The sequence below is a fragment of the Rhodospirillaceae bacterium genome (genome assembly GCA_018660465.1).
Taxonomy (GTDB): domain Bacteria; phylum Pseudomonadota; class Alphaproteobacteria; order Rhodospirillales; family JABJKH01; genus JABJKH01.
In genome coordinates this window covers 24,427-39,333 of record JABJKH010000061.1, presented here as the reverse complement: position 1 = coordinate 39,333, position 14,907 = coordinate 24,427, and the positions used below count along the sequence as shown (strand labels likewise).

Below are 14,907 nucleotides of genomic sequence, written 5' to 3'. Positions count from 1 at the left end.
GGCCCCTCAGCGTTTGCCGTAGTTCATGATCGCGGCGATATTGACGTTCTGGCGGAACTTGGCGTGCTGATGCTGCTGTTTGTGATCGGCATGGAATTGTCGTTGCGGGCGTTTCGCCGGGTATGGAAGCTCGCTGTCCTAACGACATTAATTCAAATCGGTGTGAGCACGTCTGTAATGATCCTGGCTGCCAAGGTCGCAGGATTTTCTGTGGAGGTATCTGTCGTCCTTGGATTTGTGGTAGCGCTATCAAGCACGGCTGTGGCAATCAAAGTCCTCGAAGATATTGGCGAACTCCGCACCCGTGCGGGTCGTATTACAGTGAGTGTGCTAATCGCTCAAGACTTGGCAGTAGTACCAATGATGCTTGGTCTTGGGGCCTTGGCGGAAGGAAGTTTTGACTGGTTGGTGTTGATTAAATTAGGCGGTTCGGTGGTCTTCCTGGCTGTGTTAATCTGGTACCTGAGCCGCGGCAAAAAAGTCCGCCTGCCTTTCGATCGTATGGTCGCAGGCCACGAAGACCTAAAACCCTTAAGCGCACTTGCGTTTTGTTTCGGTGCCGCCGCCGTATCGGGGATTTTGGGATTATCCGCCGCGTATGGCGCATTTTTAGCCGGATTGGTCATTGGCAACAGCCATGAACGCGCAAGCATGCTCGAATCCGCAAAACCCATCCAGAGCATCCTGATGATGGTATTCTTTCTGTCCATCGGATTGCTGGTTGATCTGGAATACATTTGGCAGAACGTGGACGCGGTACTCCTGTTGTTCCTGATGGTCGCGGTATTTAAGACGATCTTGAATGTTGGCATTCTGCGCGTCCTTGGCCAATCTTGGCAGCATGCATTTTTGGCCGGTGTCATGCTCGCCCAGATCGGTGAATTTTCCTTTTTGCTGTCTCTGGTTGGTATGAGCCACGGGCTAATCAATCCGGAAACTGGCCGATTGGTGGTTGCGGTGACGGTGCTTAGTCTGGCGCTCAGCCCACTCTGGGTGGTAACCGCGCGTCGCTTGCAGGTCGTTGCGCTTGCCGGACGAGAGTCGGCAGGTGAAGTGCTGAGCATAATATATGGTCGCGAAGCAAAGGCCGTCACAACCTCGATCGGCGAGGCCCGATCCTGGACCACATTAAACATCCGCCGGGCGAGCTATTACAGCCGCCGTTACCGTAAGAAGATTAACGCAACCGCAAAAAAGATTGAGGCCAGCGTAAAAAAGAAACTGGAAAAGAAGAAGCCACCTGAAACAAAGGAACCTGAACCAAAAGAACCCGGGCCAAAAGAGACCAAAGATGCCTGACTTCAATTTGGAATTGGCCGTCGGGGGAGTTGTCGCGGGGATAGACGAAGCCGGTCGCGGGCCTTGGGCGGGACCCGTGGTGGCCGGGGCGGTTATCTTAAACCCGGCGACTTTACCTGATACCTTGCGCCAAGGACTGGACGATTCCAAAAAGCTCAAACCGGCACGACGAGAGGAGCTATTCCATATCCTCCAAGACCACGTCGACTTCGGTGTCGGTGTTGCCGAGGTTGATGAAATCGACGATGTGAACATCCTGCAAGCGACTCTGAATGCCATGGGACGCGCGTTAAAGGGGCTTGAAGGGACGCCGGATGTTGCCTTGGTTGATGGCAACCGACCGCCGAAATTACCCTGCGAAGTCCAGTGCATCATTAAGGGGGATGGGCTATCGCTTTCCATCGCAGCCGCCTCTATTGTTGCCAAGGTTACCAGAGACAGGATCATGGCGGGTCTTGCCGAAGCCTACCCAGGATATGGCTGGGAACGGAACGCAGGCTATGGCACAAAAGCTCATCAAGAGGGTCTGGAACGCCTTGGTGTGACCCCACATCACCGAAAAAGTTTTAAACCCATCATCAACATCTTGAGTAAAAACAGCGGCTAGATTCCATATCTAGAAATCTTAATTCTTTGTAAGTCTTTGATTCTATTTAATTCTTGACGCGGAATCCTGACTGAATCATTCTGCCTCCCATACCTGGGGGTAATCGAAATGAAAAAGAATCAAATTCTTGTGGGGAACTGCATTGAGTTGATGCGCGACCTGCCGGCTGAGTCCGTGGATATGGTGTTTGCCGATCCGCCGTACAATCTTCAGTTGGAAGGAACCCTGCTTCGCCCCAACAACCACAGCGAAGTCGATGGCGTTGATGATGCGTGGGACAAGTTCGATGGCTTTGAGGCCTACGACCGTTTCACCCGTGGTTGGTTATCTGAAGCCCGCCGGGTGTTAAAACCAAACGGAACCCTTTGGGTGATCGGCAGCTACCACAATATTTTCCGCGTTGGCACGGTGTTGCAGGACTTGGGCTATTGGATGCTCAACGATGTCATCTGGCAAAAAACCAACCCGATGCCGAACTTTCGCGGGCGACGCTTCACCAATGCTCATGAAACCCTGATTTGGTGCGCCAAGGACAAAGATAGCAAGTACCAGTTTAATTACGAGGCGATGAAGAACCTCAACGACGATTTGCAAATGCGTTCAGACTGGGTGCTGCCAATTTGCACTGGCCACGAACGCATCAAGATTGATGGTGTCAAAGCCCACCCAACCCAAAAACCCGAATCCCTATTGCATCGGGTAATTCTTTCTTCAACAGAAGCCGGCGATATCGTCTTGGATCCGTTCTTTGGCAGCGGCACGACGGGAGCTGTCGCGAAAAAACTCGGCCGCAATTATATTGGTCTCGAACGTGACCCAGACTATGCCGAAATCGCCCGCGCCCGCATCGCCGATGTCCGCGAAGTGGCAGACCCCAATCTGATCAGCACGCCCTCCAAACGTAAACAACCGCGAATCCCCTTTGGTACCCTGGTTGAACGCGGGCTGCTGTCGGTTGGTGAAACCCTCCATGATCCCCGCCGTAAATTTGCCGCCCGCATCAGCGCCGACGGTAGTGTCGCCGCTTCAGATTTCAGAGGCTCCATCCACCAAGTTGGTGCCCACGTCCAAAACGCCCCCGCCTGCAACGGCTGGCAGTTCTGGTGCTTTGAGGACAAGGGATCGTTGGTGTCTATTGACGTGCTGAGGCAGAAGGTTCGGGCGGAGTTGAATTAGGTTCGAAATATCTACCTGGTCGGAACAGGCGTCTCACCCGCGTAGTCGTAGAACCCACGACCCGTCTTTCGACCAAGCCATCCGGCTTCCACGTATTTCACCAACAGTGGACAGGGACGGTACTTGGTATCGGCTAAGCCCTCGTGGAGCACATTCATTACTGCCAAACAAATGTCCAACCCAATGAAGTCAGCCAATTCTAACGGCCCCATCGGGTGATTGGTGCCGAGTTTCATTGCTGTGTCGATGGCACTGACGGAGCCAACACCTTCATACAAGGTGTAGACAGCTTCGTTGATCATCGGCAGTAGAATTCGGTTGACCAGGAAGGCTGGGAAATCTTCGGAACTGACCGGCGTCTTACCCAATTTTCGGGTCAGGTCGCGGATGATATCGAAAGTTTTAGGATCTGTGGCGATACCTCGGATCAGTTCCACCAGTTCCATCATCGGCACAGGGTTCATGAAGTGCATGCCCATGAAATTTTCAGGCCGCTCCATGGTTGCGCCCAAGCGGGTAATGGAAATCGACGACGTGTTGGAGGCAACGATCGCGTCAGGTTTTAAGACAGGGCCGAGATTCTTGAGAACTTCTTTCTTTACCGCTTCGTCTTCGCTGGCAGCTTCAATGATCAGATCACAATTACTGAGAGGAGCAAAATCCGTGCCGGTTGAAATCAGGGCCAAGGCGTCATTCTTTTGGTCGTCCGTAATCTTTTTGCGTGCGACCTGCCGCGACATATTGCGATCGATGGCCCCCATTGCCTTTTCCAAGGCCGCCTCATCAATATCGCATAGATGGATTTTATAACCCGCAAGGGTAAAGACATGGCTGATGCCACCACCCATCTGCCCGGCACCGATTACGCCAATTTCTTTTATCTCAATGGCCATGGTATTTCCTTAATTCGGCCCTTAAATTCCGGTTCCTTGATAGATAGGATGCCAGAGCGATCAATCCAATGCACTGGAAAGTTCGGGCAGGACGTCAAATAAATCGGCGACCAATCCATAATCGGCAACTTGGAAGATCGGCGCATCCGGGTCTTTGTTGATGGCGACGATCACTTTGCTGTCTTTCATGCCAGCCAAATGCTGGATGGCGCCGGAAATTCCAACCGCGATGTAAAGGTCAGGTGCGACGACCTTGCCGGTCTGGCCAACTTGATAATCATTCGGTGCAAAGCCGGCATCGACGGCCGCTCGGGACGCGCCAACGGCGGCGCCCAGCTTATCAGCGACAGCTTCCAAAAGCGGGAAGTTATCGCTGCTCTGCATGCCACGCCCGCCGGATATAATAACCCCGGCATTGGTCAACTCAGGGCGTTCGGACTTGGTGACATCGGCACCTAAGAACGATGAATTGGCACTACTTTCTTCAACATCGATATTCTCAATCGCCGCACTGCCGCCTTCTGCTCCGGTGGCATCGAACGCCGTGGTGCGGACCGTGATGAGCTTGATCCCATCGCTGGATTGAACAGTCGCCAGCGCATTGCCTGCATAGATCGGGCGGACGAATGTATCCGGTCCCTCAACAGCGGAGATTTCGGAAATCTGTGCGACGTCCAAAAGAGCCGCAGCACGGGGCAGTACGTTTTTTCCGTAGGTCGTCGCCGGTGCCAGCACATGACTGTAGTTGCCCGCCAGATTAACCAGGATCGGTGCCATTCGTTCAGCTAGAGGATGGGCCAAGTATTCCGCATCACCGACGAGCACCTTGGTAACGCCAGAAACTTTGGCAGCGGCATCCGCAACGCCGCCACATTGATGACCGAGCACCAGGATTTCAACATCGCCCAGTTCGGCAGCTGCCGTCACCGTGTTCAGGGTTGCGGGCTTGAGTTCGTGGTTATCGTGTTCGGCTAGGACCAGGACTGTCATGAGATCACCTTGGCTTCGTTTTTCAGTTTATCGACCAGTTGTGCGACATCTTCGACGATGACGCCTGCCTCTCGGGTTGGCGGCTCAGTCACTTTCAATGTCGTCATGCGCGGGGTCACATCGATGCCCAAATCTTCCGGCGATAATTCCTCGACCGGCTTTTTCTTCGCCTTCATGATGTTGGGCAGGGTCGCGTAGCGGGGTTCGTTCATGCGTAAATCCACAGTGACGACCGCAGGCATATCCAGCGCTACGGTTTCCAGCCCACCATCAACTTCGCGCAAGACTTCCGCCTTGTCATCGCTCAGGGTTAATTTTGAGCTAAAGGTTCCTTGTGGCCATCCGAGAAGTGCCGACAGCATCTGCCCGGTCTGGTTCGAATCATCGTCAATGGCCTGCTTGCCGAGAATAATCAGCCCCGGCTCTTCCTTGTCAGCGACGGCTTTGAGAATTTTTGCCACGCCTAGGGGTTCCACGTCTGTGTCGGTTTCGACCAAAACACCCCGGTCCGCACCCATGGCGAGTGCCGTGCGGATGGTCTCCCGAGAATGGCGGGTGCCGACGGAGGCAACAATGACCTCAGATACTGTACCAGCTTCCTTTAGTCGGATGGCCTCTTCGACGGCAATCTCATCGAAGGGGTTCATGGACATTTTGACGTTGGCTGTTTCAACGCCCGTGTTGTCAGACTTTACGCGAATTTTCACGTTAAAATCGATGACGCGCTTAACCGCGACGAGAACCTTCATATTGTAACCGTGATGTTGTTAAAATGTGAGTTGACCCAAGTAATTTCGTCTCGAGTCGGACATTCAGGTAACGGTTTTCAGTAAAACCCCCTGATGAACGACCGATTTCTGCCGAAAGTATAACCAACATCCAGGGCTGTCAACGGCTGCTCAAGTATTCTCACCCGGCTTCCAAAGGACGTCGGTTGCACCGTTATTATTAAGCGCCCGTGCGGCAACAAATAGATGATCAGATAAGCGGTTGATATACTGAACGGCAGCATCCGATAAACGGTCGCGTTCAGCGAGGGTTGTCATAATCCGTTCTGCGCGACGGGCCAGGGTTCGGGCCAGATGCAGATTGGCAGCAGCAGGGCTTCCCCCTGGCAGAACAAACGAATTCAGCGGTTCTAGGGCAGCGTTTAAAAGATCGATTTCGCTTTCCAGACGTTCCACCTGAGCCGGGGTGATGCAAAGCGCTCCGTCTTTTTTGACGTCGTCCGGGGTGGCCAAGTCTGCGCCCAGATCAAATAAATCGTTTTGGATACGGCTGAGCATGTCATCTATGTCGCCGTCTGTATGCAAGCGCGCACACCCGATGGCGGCGTTGGTTTCGTCAACTGCTCCCATGGCTTCAACGCGGAGGTCATGCTTTGGCACCCGCGCGCCACCACCGAGCGAGGTCTCGCCCTTGTCGCCGCCGCGAGTATAAATTCTGGTCAGGCGCACCATATCTAAGCCGTCATCATCATGATCAGAAGCAAGACTACTGCTATGCCTTGCGATATGATCCGCGCGCGCATCAGCAGATTGCCGTACTTAGCGTTAAATTCACCACCCTTGGCCATGCTGATCACGCCAATCATCAGCGATAAGACTACGCAAGTTAAAGCAATGACGATCAAAACTACCATGGCTTAGATATAATCTATCCAGATCAAGGACGCGAGGGTGTTATAATATTCCCAATCATCCGATGCCGCAGACCTTGTCGGGGATCAAGTTCTGGCGGAGGCGCGATCTCCCAAAGCCATTCCTCGTCGCTCTCTCCAACGTTCAGTCCAAACAAAGGGTCCTCGATCTCAACGATCTCATCGGCCTCATAATATTGCCGTTCAACTTCGGTGATCAGGCAAACAACTCCAGGTGCAGTGTCCAGCGCCGTCAGGTGGGCTTGCAGAATACCCCGCGCAAAATCGACGAGGTCCGGGTCTTTCCAGCCAGGTCCCGTCCGCGCGGTCTCCAAAAGCGCCAGCGGCAATTGGCTTAACACACTTGCTGAAACCACAAGGTCCGCATCTTCTATCATCGATAATGTCGTGGTCGGCACGGCGATTGGGCCTGACCCTCCCATGAGGATATGTTGCTGTAGAATTTCAGCCGCCCCGGTAATTTCCGAGCTTAAAAGCCCGACATTATCAAAAGCGTTTGCTGCTTTGCGGGCCTTTGCCAGATGCACCACGTCGATCAGTTCGACCCGTTCAAACTGGGTGCTCAGCTCAGTCAGGGGAATGTCCGATAAAATCCCTGAGCCTAAGACCACGGCCAATTTTTTATTTTGGCAGTGATCTGCGGCTTCCAAAATTAGCGCCTTACTTTTATCGGTATGTCCCTGCCAAGCCGACGCACAACGTTTGTAGCGGGCTTCGATGGCGATGGCCCCATGCAGGTAACCCATGGCGCGGACATATTTGGGACACGACGTGGTCAGGTACTGAAAAATTTCGCCGAGCATTAGCGCCGACCAAAGAGCTTTTCGATGTCCGCCAATTTTAATTCTACGTAAGTTGGACGCCCATGGGAGCATTGTCCTGAATGAGGCGTTGCCTCCATCTCACGGAGCAAGGCGTTCATTTCGTGCGCATTTAGTCGCCGCCCAGCGCGGATGCTGCCATGACATGCCATGGTGGCGCAGACATCACCGAGACGGTCTTTGAGTGAAATCGCTTCATCGAACTCGGCCAAATCGTCGGCTAAGTCCCGCACCAACCCAACCACATTCGTCTCGCCCAACAGCGCGGGCGTTTCACGAACAACGATGGCTCCTACGCCAAAGGGTTCCAGCACCAAGCCCAGTTCTGCCAGTTCTTCTGATCGAGCGATCAACCGATCAGCGGAAGCCTCGTCCAGTTCCACAACTTCCGGGATAAGCATTCCCTGACGGTGCACGCCTTCGGCATCAAGGGCATTCTTCAAGCGCTCATGCACAAGTCGTTCGTGTGCCGCGTGCTGATCGACGATGACCAAGCCATCTCCCGTTTGCGCAATAACATAGGTCTCATGGACCTGACCACGGGCAACCCCTAAGGGGTAATCTGCTGTGTCATTGGTAGGTTCGAACTGAGGCGCTTCCAAGCCTTGGTCCACATTGGGCAGCGGCGCATGGAACGATGTTGCCGTCTCGTGCAGGCCCGATGATAACGGACGTGGAATAGTATGACCGTAACCACCCTGGCCCGAGTAGCTTGGTAGACTACCTGATTGCACAGCGCCGAGGGCTGCCGATGCCACCGTGGTTGAGGCACGATGTCCGGCATCGGCCAAGGCACGTTTCAAGGCACCAACGATTAATCCTCGGACATTGCCTTGATCGCGAAATCTGACTTCGGTCTTGGCCGGGTGCACATTGACGTCGACCTGATCGGACTCGAGTTCCAGGAAGAGGGCTAACAACGGGTGCCGGTCAGATGCGAGGAAGTCCCGGTACGCGCCGCGCACAGCACCGTAGAATAATTTATCTCGCACCGGTCGGCCATTAACAAACATGAACTGCTTGGCGGCGTTGCCTCGGTTGAGGGTCGGCAGACCGACGAAACCGGTCATGCGGACACCTTCGCGTTCCGCATCAATCGGGATGGCGTTGTCGGCGAATTCCCGGCCCATGATCGCGCCTAAGCGGTCGAGGCGGGACTGGAACAATTCCCCTTGCGCGCCTGATAATTTGAAGATCGTGCGCTCTCCATCCGAGAGACTGAACGTAATTCCCGGATGAGCCATGGCGAGGCGTTGCAAGGTCTCGGTTACATGGTTCATTTCGGTGCGGGGTGTTTTTAGAAACTTGAGCCGCGCCGGTGTGGCGAAGAATAAATCCAGGACTTCGATCCGCGTGCCGTCTGGATGTGCTGCGGGCTGCGGTTTCTCCACCCGTCCTCCTTCGACAGTAATCTTCCACGCGCTGTCGCTGCCTTGGGTTCGACTGGTGATGTGGAGCCTGCTGACAGCGCCGATGGATGGTAGAGCTTCCCCTCGGAAACCTAGCGAGCGGATATCGAGCAGGTCATCGTTGGGGAGCTTGGATGTCGCATGGCGTTGGACCGCCAAAGCCATTTCATCGGCCGTCATACCGCGACCATCGTCTTCAACCGAAATTAAGGTCTGGCCACCGTCTCTTACGGTGACATCAATATGTGTGGCCCCCGCATCAATGCTGTTTTCCACCAGTTCCTTCACCGCAGAGGCAGGCCGCTCAACCACTTCGCCCGCGGCGATGCGGTTGATCACGGTTTCCGGCAACATACGGATCGTCATAGGATTTCCGATTTCCATTTCTGGTAGGCGTTGATCAATCCATTGGTGGAGGCATCGTGCCTGTCGGCCGTAGCATCTGTCATTAGATCAGGCAGAATGTCGTCGGCCAAAACTTTGCCCAACTCCACGCCCCATTGATCAAACGAATTAATGCCCCAGATCACCCCTTGAATAAAAATTTTATGCTCATAAAGGGCAATTAATTTGCCCAGCGTATGCGGGTCGAACTTACGCACCAGGATCGAATTGCTGGGGCGATTGCCCGGGAAGACCTTATGTGGGGCCAGCCGATTAACCAGCCCTTGGCTCAGGCCCTCGCCTTCCAATTCCGTACGCACTTCTTCTTCCGTCTTGCCGCGCATAAGAGCCTCAGCTTGCGCAAAACAATTCGCCAACAGCTTTTCATGGCGGTCGCCCAAGGGGTTATGGGACTCGGCTGCGGCGATAAAGTCAGCCGTCACCAACTCCGGGCCTTGATGGAGAAGTTGGTAAAACGAGTGCTGCCCAACCGTGCCGGCAGCACCAAATACGATAGGACTTGTGCCCTGCGTGACCGCCTCACCTTCGCGGCCAACACCCTTACCATTGCTTTCCATATCAGCCTGTTGAAGGTAGCCCGGTAGCAGGCGCAGATATTGATCGTAGGGCAGAATGGTGTGACCTGCCGCACCCTGGCAGTTGATGTTCCATATCCCCATAAGCGCCAAGATCATGGGCATATTTTCTTCTATCGGGGCCTCAATAAAATGCCGATCCATGGCATGGGCACCGTCCAGCAATGCCTCGAAATTCTCCATCCCCGTCGTCAGAGCAATCGGCAACCCGACTGCCGACCACAGGGAATAGCGTCCGCCAACCCACTCCCAAATTGGGAAATGATTGGCGCGATCAATGCCGAACGCCTGGACGGCATCACGGTTTTCAGAGATCGCGACGAAGTGCCGACCAACCGCTTCATCGCCTAAAGTCCCGGTGATCCACATCTTAGCGGCTTCAGCGTTAGCCATGGTTTCTTGGGTGGTAAAGGACTTCGACGTGATGATGAAAAGCGTCGTTTCCGGATTAAGCTTTTTCAGGGTTTCAACGATATCGGTGGCATCCACGTTGGAGACGAAGTGGGTTCGCAACCCGTCTTTCACGTAAGGGGTCAGCGCTTCGCACACCATGGCCGGGCCAAGGTCAGAGCCGCCAATGCCGATGTTTACAAAATCGGTGAATTTTTTGCCGGTGTGTCCCTTGGCGATGCCACCCCGCACCGACACGACGAAAGCCCGCATTTGACCTAATGCATCACGGACCAGCGGCATAACGTTTTTGCCGTCAACGAGAATGGGTGTTGAGGTTCTATTGCGGAGTGCGACGTGGAGGGCAGCGCGGTTTTCCGTGGTGTTGATTTTATCGCCGGCGAACATGCGGTCGCGCCAAGCTTCGACCTCGGCTTCCCGGGCAAGATCGCACAGCAAGGTACAGGTTTTCGGCGTGATTCGATTTTTTGAATAATCCAGCAGCATGTCGCCAAGCGACAGAGAGAAACGCTCAAACCGTTCCAGGTCTTCGGCAAACAGGTCGCGCAGGTGAACGTCGCTCCCTTGTTTTTGGTGCGCTCGCAAGGCCAGCCATGCACTCGTTTCCAGCTGAGATGTCATCTTAGATTCCGCAACAAGTGGCGGGTTGATACCCCGGTAAATTCCCCGGCAAACCCCCAAGTGAATTCGTGGGCCAGATTAACAGACACAGTATGTGCGGACCAAGCCATGAAATGTCTATTGAGAGGCCTTTAGACCCTTTGGTTGGCCGACGACAACGACTGTTAGCTTGTCACCATTCAACAATCGCTTTGCCACCCGGTTGGCGTCTTTGAGGGTCACCGCCTCAATCAGGGCGTTGCGGCGGTCGAAATAATCGATGCCTCGGTTCCAAAGCTGCATCCAAACCAGCATGCCGGCAATGCGCCCGCTAGAGGTAAATCGAAGAGGGAACGAACCGGTCTGGAACGTTTTGGCCTCGGATAATTCAGTTTTGGTGATTCCATCTTTAGCGATTCGGTTCCATTCTTCGCGTAACAATGTCACCGTTTCACCGACCCGAGCATTGGCGGTGCCACCACTGCCCGCGACCAGCCCCGCCCAATCCATAGGATGCAGATAGCTGCTGATCGAATACACCAGTCCACGTTTTTCTCGAATATTTTGGTACAGTCTGGAGGTAAAGCTGCCCCCACCCAAAATATGATTTACCAAGAAGGCGGCGAAAAAGTCTGGATCGTCGCGCTTGAATCCCTCGTGAGCGTACATAATGGAACTTTGCGGAACCGGTTTTTTCACGACAATTGTTTTGCCTGCAGCACCTGCGACGGCAACCGGCAAAGTCCAGGGAGCGGCATTTCTCGGCAGACCGCCAAAGGTTGTAGATAGAAACGCTGCCGCTTCTTTCTTGGATATATCCCCGACAATTCCGACGACCAAATTGTTGCGCGCAAGGCGGCGCTTGACGAAGTTCTTTAGGTCGTCCTGAGTGATCGTCGCAACACTTTTGACAGTTCCCGAACCTGGTCGCCCGTAGGGGTGTTTGGGAAACAACGCCTTCATCAGGGTTTTCCCGGCGACGCTGCCAGGGTCTTCGGCTTCCTGGCGAAGACCGGCCAGAATTTGCCCACGAATGCGTGTGACGGGTTCTTCGTCGAACCGAGGTTTGGTTAAGGCCGCCGCTAGCAAATCAAACGCCGCTTGGCGGTTCTTTCTAAGTGTCTTGAGCCTGCCACCAAAGGAATCCCGACCGGCCTCAAATCGCAGTTGGACGGATAAATCTTCCATTTGCCGTTGAAAGCCGCGGCTGTCCCATTTTCCGGCACCTTCGTCCATCGTTGAGGATACCAATTCGGCCAGACCTTCTTTTCCCACTGGGTCCAATGCAGAGCCACCTTTGAAGCTAAAGCGGATGGAAATAATGGGATTGGTCGGATCGCGCACCATCCATGCGGTTAGGCCGTTGTCGGTTTTGATTTCTTCGACATTGACCGCCTGGGCAGGTGCGGCAAATGAGAGGGTAAGCAATACTGCGATTAATAGGTATCTCATTTCATTGCTCCCTTCTTCGCCATTTTTTCAGGCAGCAAAATAGCCGTAACCGAGTGCCGATCATTGACCACGTCAACAAGCGCCGCATTTATCTCGGCCACAGTGACAGCTGAAATCCGCTCCGGCCACGTCTCCACATCATTGATGGTCATTCCGATGGCCAACGCAGAACCTAGAACACGGGCTCCCGCGCGGGCGGAATCTCTGGCGTATACGGCTTCATCCAGCAATCGCTGTTTGGCGCGTTTAATTTCGGCTTTATCAATGCCATCTTTCAACAGCTTGGCAACCTCCGCCATCAGCGCTTTTTTTACTTTCTCTATGGAAACACCGGGTTTTGGGCTGGCATAAAAAGCAAACTGCGACGGGCCCAAATCACCAGGGCTGTAATAAGCGCCGGCACTAACAGCGATGCGTTGTTTCATGACCAAAGACCTGAAAAGCGGACTTGTCGCCCCGGCGCCTAGATATTCGACCAGCACCTCCAAAGCATAGGCGTGATCGCGATTTCCAAATTTGTAACTTGGTGCCAGATAGGTCCGGCTCCAGGATTTCTGACGGACCCGGCGGTCTTTTAGGACGACTTGCCGGGCAGCGTTGTGCGGCGGCTCTTCTGCCCGATTTCGGACAATTGGTTTAGCGGCGGGAATGGTGCCGTAATATTTTTCAGCCAGGGGTTTCAGCTTTTTCGCTGTCATGTCGCCCGCGACAACCAAGATCGCATTGTTGGGGGCATACCAACGGCGATAGAAATTAATCACGCGGGTATAGTCCAGACTGCGGATTTCATGTTCCCAACCGATGATCGGTCGCCGGTAGGGGTAATTGAGAAACAACGCAGCATTCGCTTGTTCGCGCAGCAAGGCACCTGGGTTGTTGCCTGTCCTGGAACGACGTTCTTCCAAAACCACTTCGCGCTCCGTCACGACGTCATTCTTGGTTAGGACCAAGTTGGTCATGCGGTCAGCTTCCATGCGCATGACCATTTCCAAGCGATCAACCGCGACGTTTTGGAAATAGGCCGTGTAATCGGTGGAGGTAAACGCATTCTGTTGGCCGCCATTTTTGGCCAGGATTCGAGAGAATTCGCCATTGCCTAGGGTCTTAGTCCCCTTGAACATCAAGTGCTCAAGAAAATGGGCAATTCCAGATTCGCCTTCCTGTTCGTCGGCTGATCCAACTTTGTACCAAACCATGTGCGTCACAACGGGCACTCGATGATTTGGAATGACGACGACCTGCATGCCGTTCTTGAGCATGAAAGTTTCTGGATTAAAGACGCTTGCCGGTGACGCATTTCCTGCTGAAATTAAGGCGATCCCAGCCACAACAAATATTTTTAGCCATCTCTTAAAACTCATGTTTACCATTCCAATTCCAAGGTACCGTCTGTCGCGCTTTCAAATTTGCTCTGCATTCAAGAGATAGAATAGGGCATGCATAAGGCAGACCCCATAAATACTAACGATATTGTGACTGATTGGGAGGAAAGAACCGATTTAGTCAAATAACAATTTGCTCAGGAAACTCCGATTGGGGTCTTCCTGTCGGGAGATGGTGACAGAGCCTGATCCAGTGACCTTTTTGCCTTTGGTGACGGCTTGTTTGATGCGGTGCGCTTCTTTCAGCGGGTGCACAACGACTTCGTCAAGCTGCTTGGCCTCCCAGAACAACAGCCGGTCGGTAATACTTGCCCGAGCCGCAATGCGGTCATCCGCTTCGGCGTCGATCTGTTTCCGGATATCTGAAGTTGCTTTTAGGCTGCCGGTGTCCCGCAGCAGCACCATCACGCCGCGGCTTCCCTGGATTTGCGAGTTAGAGGCAACCTGCCCCGCACGTCCGGACTGCCGACCCATAACCGCAACTTTCGCCCGACTGCGGGGTGAAACTTCTTGCGGACGGGTGGTGCCTGGTTTTGGGGCCTTCAGTCCGAAATCGCGCGGAATGCTGAGTGGCGCGCGGGTATAAACCGAGAATTCATCCGGCGAGGACTTCTTATTCAGCACAGCTTTGGAAATGCTGTCACAGCCGCTAAGCAGGCTGCCCACCAGGAAAATACTCAAAAATCCAATTTTTCTCATCGCTAAAAACCGCATAATTCAGTGAACCGATCGAACAACCATTTTACTCCTTTTCAGGACGTACAAACAAGGATTCCAATATTAATATCGCTGCACCGACCGTGATCGCTGTATCCGCTACGTTGAACGCGGGCCAGTGAAAGGTGCCAACATAAAAATCAAGGAAGTCCACCACGCCGCCGCCCTGAAAGATCCGATCGAACACGTTGCCTATAGCACCGCCGATCACCAAACCAAGCGCCCCTGCAATCCAAGGCCCTTCCGCTTGGCGCAGCCAAATGACAAGCGCCACAACAATGGCCAGGGCCAACCCCGACAAAACCCATGCACTTACAGCGCAGTCAAGTCGGAGGAAGCCAAAGCTCACGCCACAGTTCCTGCCAAGAACCAGATTAAAGAAAGGCGTGACTGGGATGAGCCTGGGTGGCTGCATCACAATCTCAACAATCCAGTATTTAGAGGCCTGGTCGAGCACTGCCACGATTGCTGCCGCGAGCAGTCCGAGCCGCAAGGGGGGCATGGAATTCA

General features: G+C 53.8%; 15 protein-coding genes. 3 read left to right on the top strand and 12 right to left on the bottom strand.

Annotation, left to right across the window (positions count from 1 at the left end; all coding sequences use genetic code 11):
* From HOM51_09490 to HOM51_09480, 3 genes are all read left to right on the top strand, one after another.
* Nucleotides 1-1,299, top strand: a 1,299-nt coding sequence (locus tag HOM51_09490) for a cation:proton antiporter (protein MBT5034741.1), incomplete at its 5' end; no start/stop codon positions are given.
* Entirely contained in the window at nucleotides 1,292-1,906 is a 615-nt protein-coding gene (locus HOM51_09485; GenBank protein MBT5034740.1) for a ribonuclease HII, read from the top strand. The genes HOM51_09490 and HOM51_09485, both read left to right, overlap by 8 nt.
* A gap of 102 nt (nucleotides 1,907-2,008) precedes the next feature.
* Nucleotides 2,009-3,082: a site-specific DNA-methyltransferase gene (locus tag HOM51_09480; protein ID MBT5034739.1), complete on the top strand. Its 1,074-nt coding sequence runs from the start codon at nucleotides 2,009-2,011 to the stop codon at nucleotides 3,080-3,082.
* A gap of 11 nt (nucleotides 3,083-3,093) precedes the next feature.
* Here HOM51_09480 and HOM51_09475 read toward each other — a convergent pair whose 3' ends face one another.
* The 12 genes from HOM51_09475 to lspA all read right to left on the bottom strand — a co-directional run bounded on the left by HOM51_09475 (nucleotide 3,094) and on the right by lspA (nucleotide 14,899).
* Nucleotides 3,094-3,975 carry a 3-hydroxybutyryl-CoA dehydrogenase gene (locus HOM51_09475; GenBank protein ID MBT5034738.1) on the bottom strand — a complete coding sequence of 294 codons (882 nt, stop codon included), beginning with the start codon at nucleotides 3,973-3,975 and terminating at the stop codon, nucleotides 3,094-3,096.
* A gap of 60 nt (nucleotides 3,976-4,035) precedes the next feature.
* Nucleotides 4,036-4,965: an electron transfer flavoprotein subunit alpha/FixB family protein gene (locus tag HOM51_09470; GenBank protein MBT5034737.1), complete on the bottom strand. Its 930-nt coding sequence runs from the start codon at nucleotides 4,963-4,965 to the stop codon at nucleotides 4,036-4,038.
* A complete protein-coding gene (locus HOM51_09465; GenBank protein MBT5034736.1) occupies nucleotides 4,962-5,714 on the bottom strand; it encodes an electron transfer flavoprotein subunit beta/FixA family protein in 753 nt (250 codons plus the stop codon). The genes HOM51_09470 and HOM51_09465 overlap by 4 nt, the downstream gene beginning before the upstream one ends.
* 150 nt (nucleotides 5,715-5,864) lie before the next feature.
* Nucleotides 5,865-6,425, bottom strand: coding sequence for a cob(I)yrinic acid a,c-diamide adenosyltransferase (locus HOM51_09460; GenBank protein ID MBT5034735.1), 561 nt, complete (start codon nucleotides 6,423-6,425; stop codon nucleotides 5,865-5,867).
* A gap of 2 nt (nucleotides 6,426-6,427) precedes the next feature.
* Complete coding sequence (locus HOM51_09455; protein MBT5034734.1) at nucleotides 6,428-6,607, bottom strand: HIG1 domain-containing protein; 180 nt, start codon at nucleotides 6,605-6,607, stop codon at nucleotides 6,428-6,430.
* Between the two features lie 23 nt (nucleotides 6,608-6,630).
* Complete coding sequence (locus HOM51_09450; protein MBT5034733.1) at nucleotides 6,631-7,428, bottom strand: hypothetical protein; 798 nt, start codon at nucleotides 7,426-7,428, stop codon at nucleotides 6,631-6,633.
* On the bottom strand, nucleotides 7,428-9,221 hold the full coding sequence (gene mutL, locus HOM51_09445) for a DNA mismatch repair endonuclease MutL (GenBank protein ID MBT5034732.1): 1,794 nt from the start codon (nucleotides 9,219-9,221) through the stop codon (nucleotides 7,428-7,430). The genes HOM51_09450 and mutL overlap by 1 nt, the downstream gene beginning before the upstream one ends.
* Entirely contained in the window at nucleotides 9,218-10,867 is a 1,650-nt protein-coding gene (pgi, locus tag HOM51_09440; GenBank protein MBT5034731.1) for a glucose-6-phosphate isomerase, read from the bottom strand. The genes mutL and pgi overlap by 4 nt, the downstream gene beginning before the upstream one ends.
* Before the next feature lie 117 nt (nucleotides 10,868-10,984).
* Nucleotides 10,985-12,298: an insulinase family protein gene (locus HOM51_09435; GenBank protein MBT5034730.1), complete on the bottom strand. Its 1,314-nt coding sequence runs from the start codon at nucleotides 12,296-12,298 to the stop codon at nucleotides 10,985-10,987.
* Nucleotides 12,295-13,659 carry an insulinase family protein gene (locus tag HOM51_09430; protein ID MBT5034729.1) on the bottom strand — a complete coding sequence of 455 codons (1,365 nt, stop codon included), beginning with the start codon at nucleotides 13,657-13,659 and terminating at the stop codon, nucleotides 12,295-12,297. The genes HOM51_09435 and HOM51_09430 overlap by 4 nt, the downstream gene beginning before the upstream one ends.
* A 138-nt stretch (nucleotides 13,660-13,797) precedes the next feature.
* Nucleotides 13,798-14,379 carry a DUF3035 domain-containing protein gene (locus HOM51_09425; GenBank protein ID MBT5034728.1) on the bottom strand — a complete coding sequence of 194 codons (582 nt, stop codon included), beginning with the start codon at nucleotides 14,377-14,379 and terminating at the stop codon, nucleotides 13,798-13,800.
* A gap of 43 nt (nucleotides 14,380-14,422) precedes the next feature.
* Nucleotides 14,423-14,899 (bottom strand): signal peptidase II, encoded by a 477-nt coding sequence (gene lspA / locus HOM51_09420; protein MBT5034727.1) that lies wholly within the window; start codon nucleotides 14,897-14,899, stop codon nucleotides 14,423-14,425.
* Between the last annotated feature and the right edge of the window lie 8 nt (nucleotides 14,900-14,907).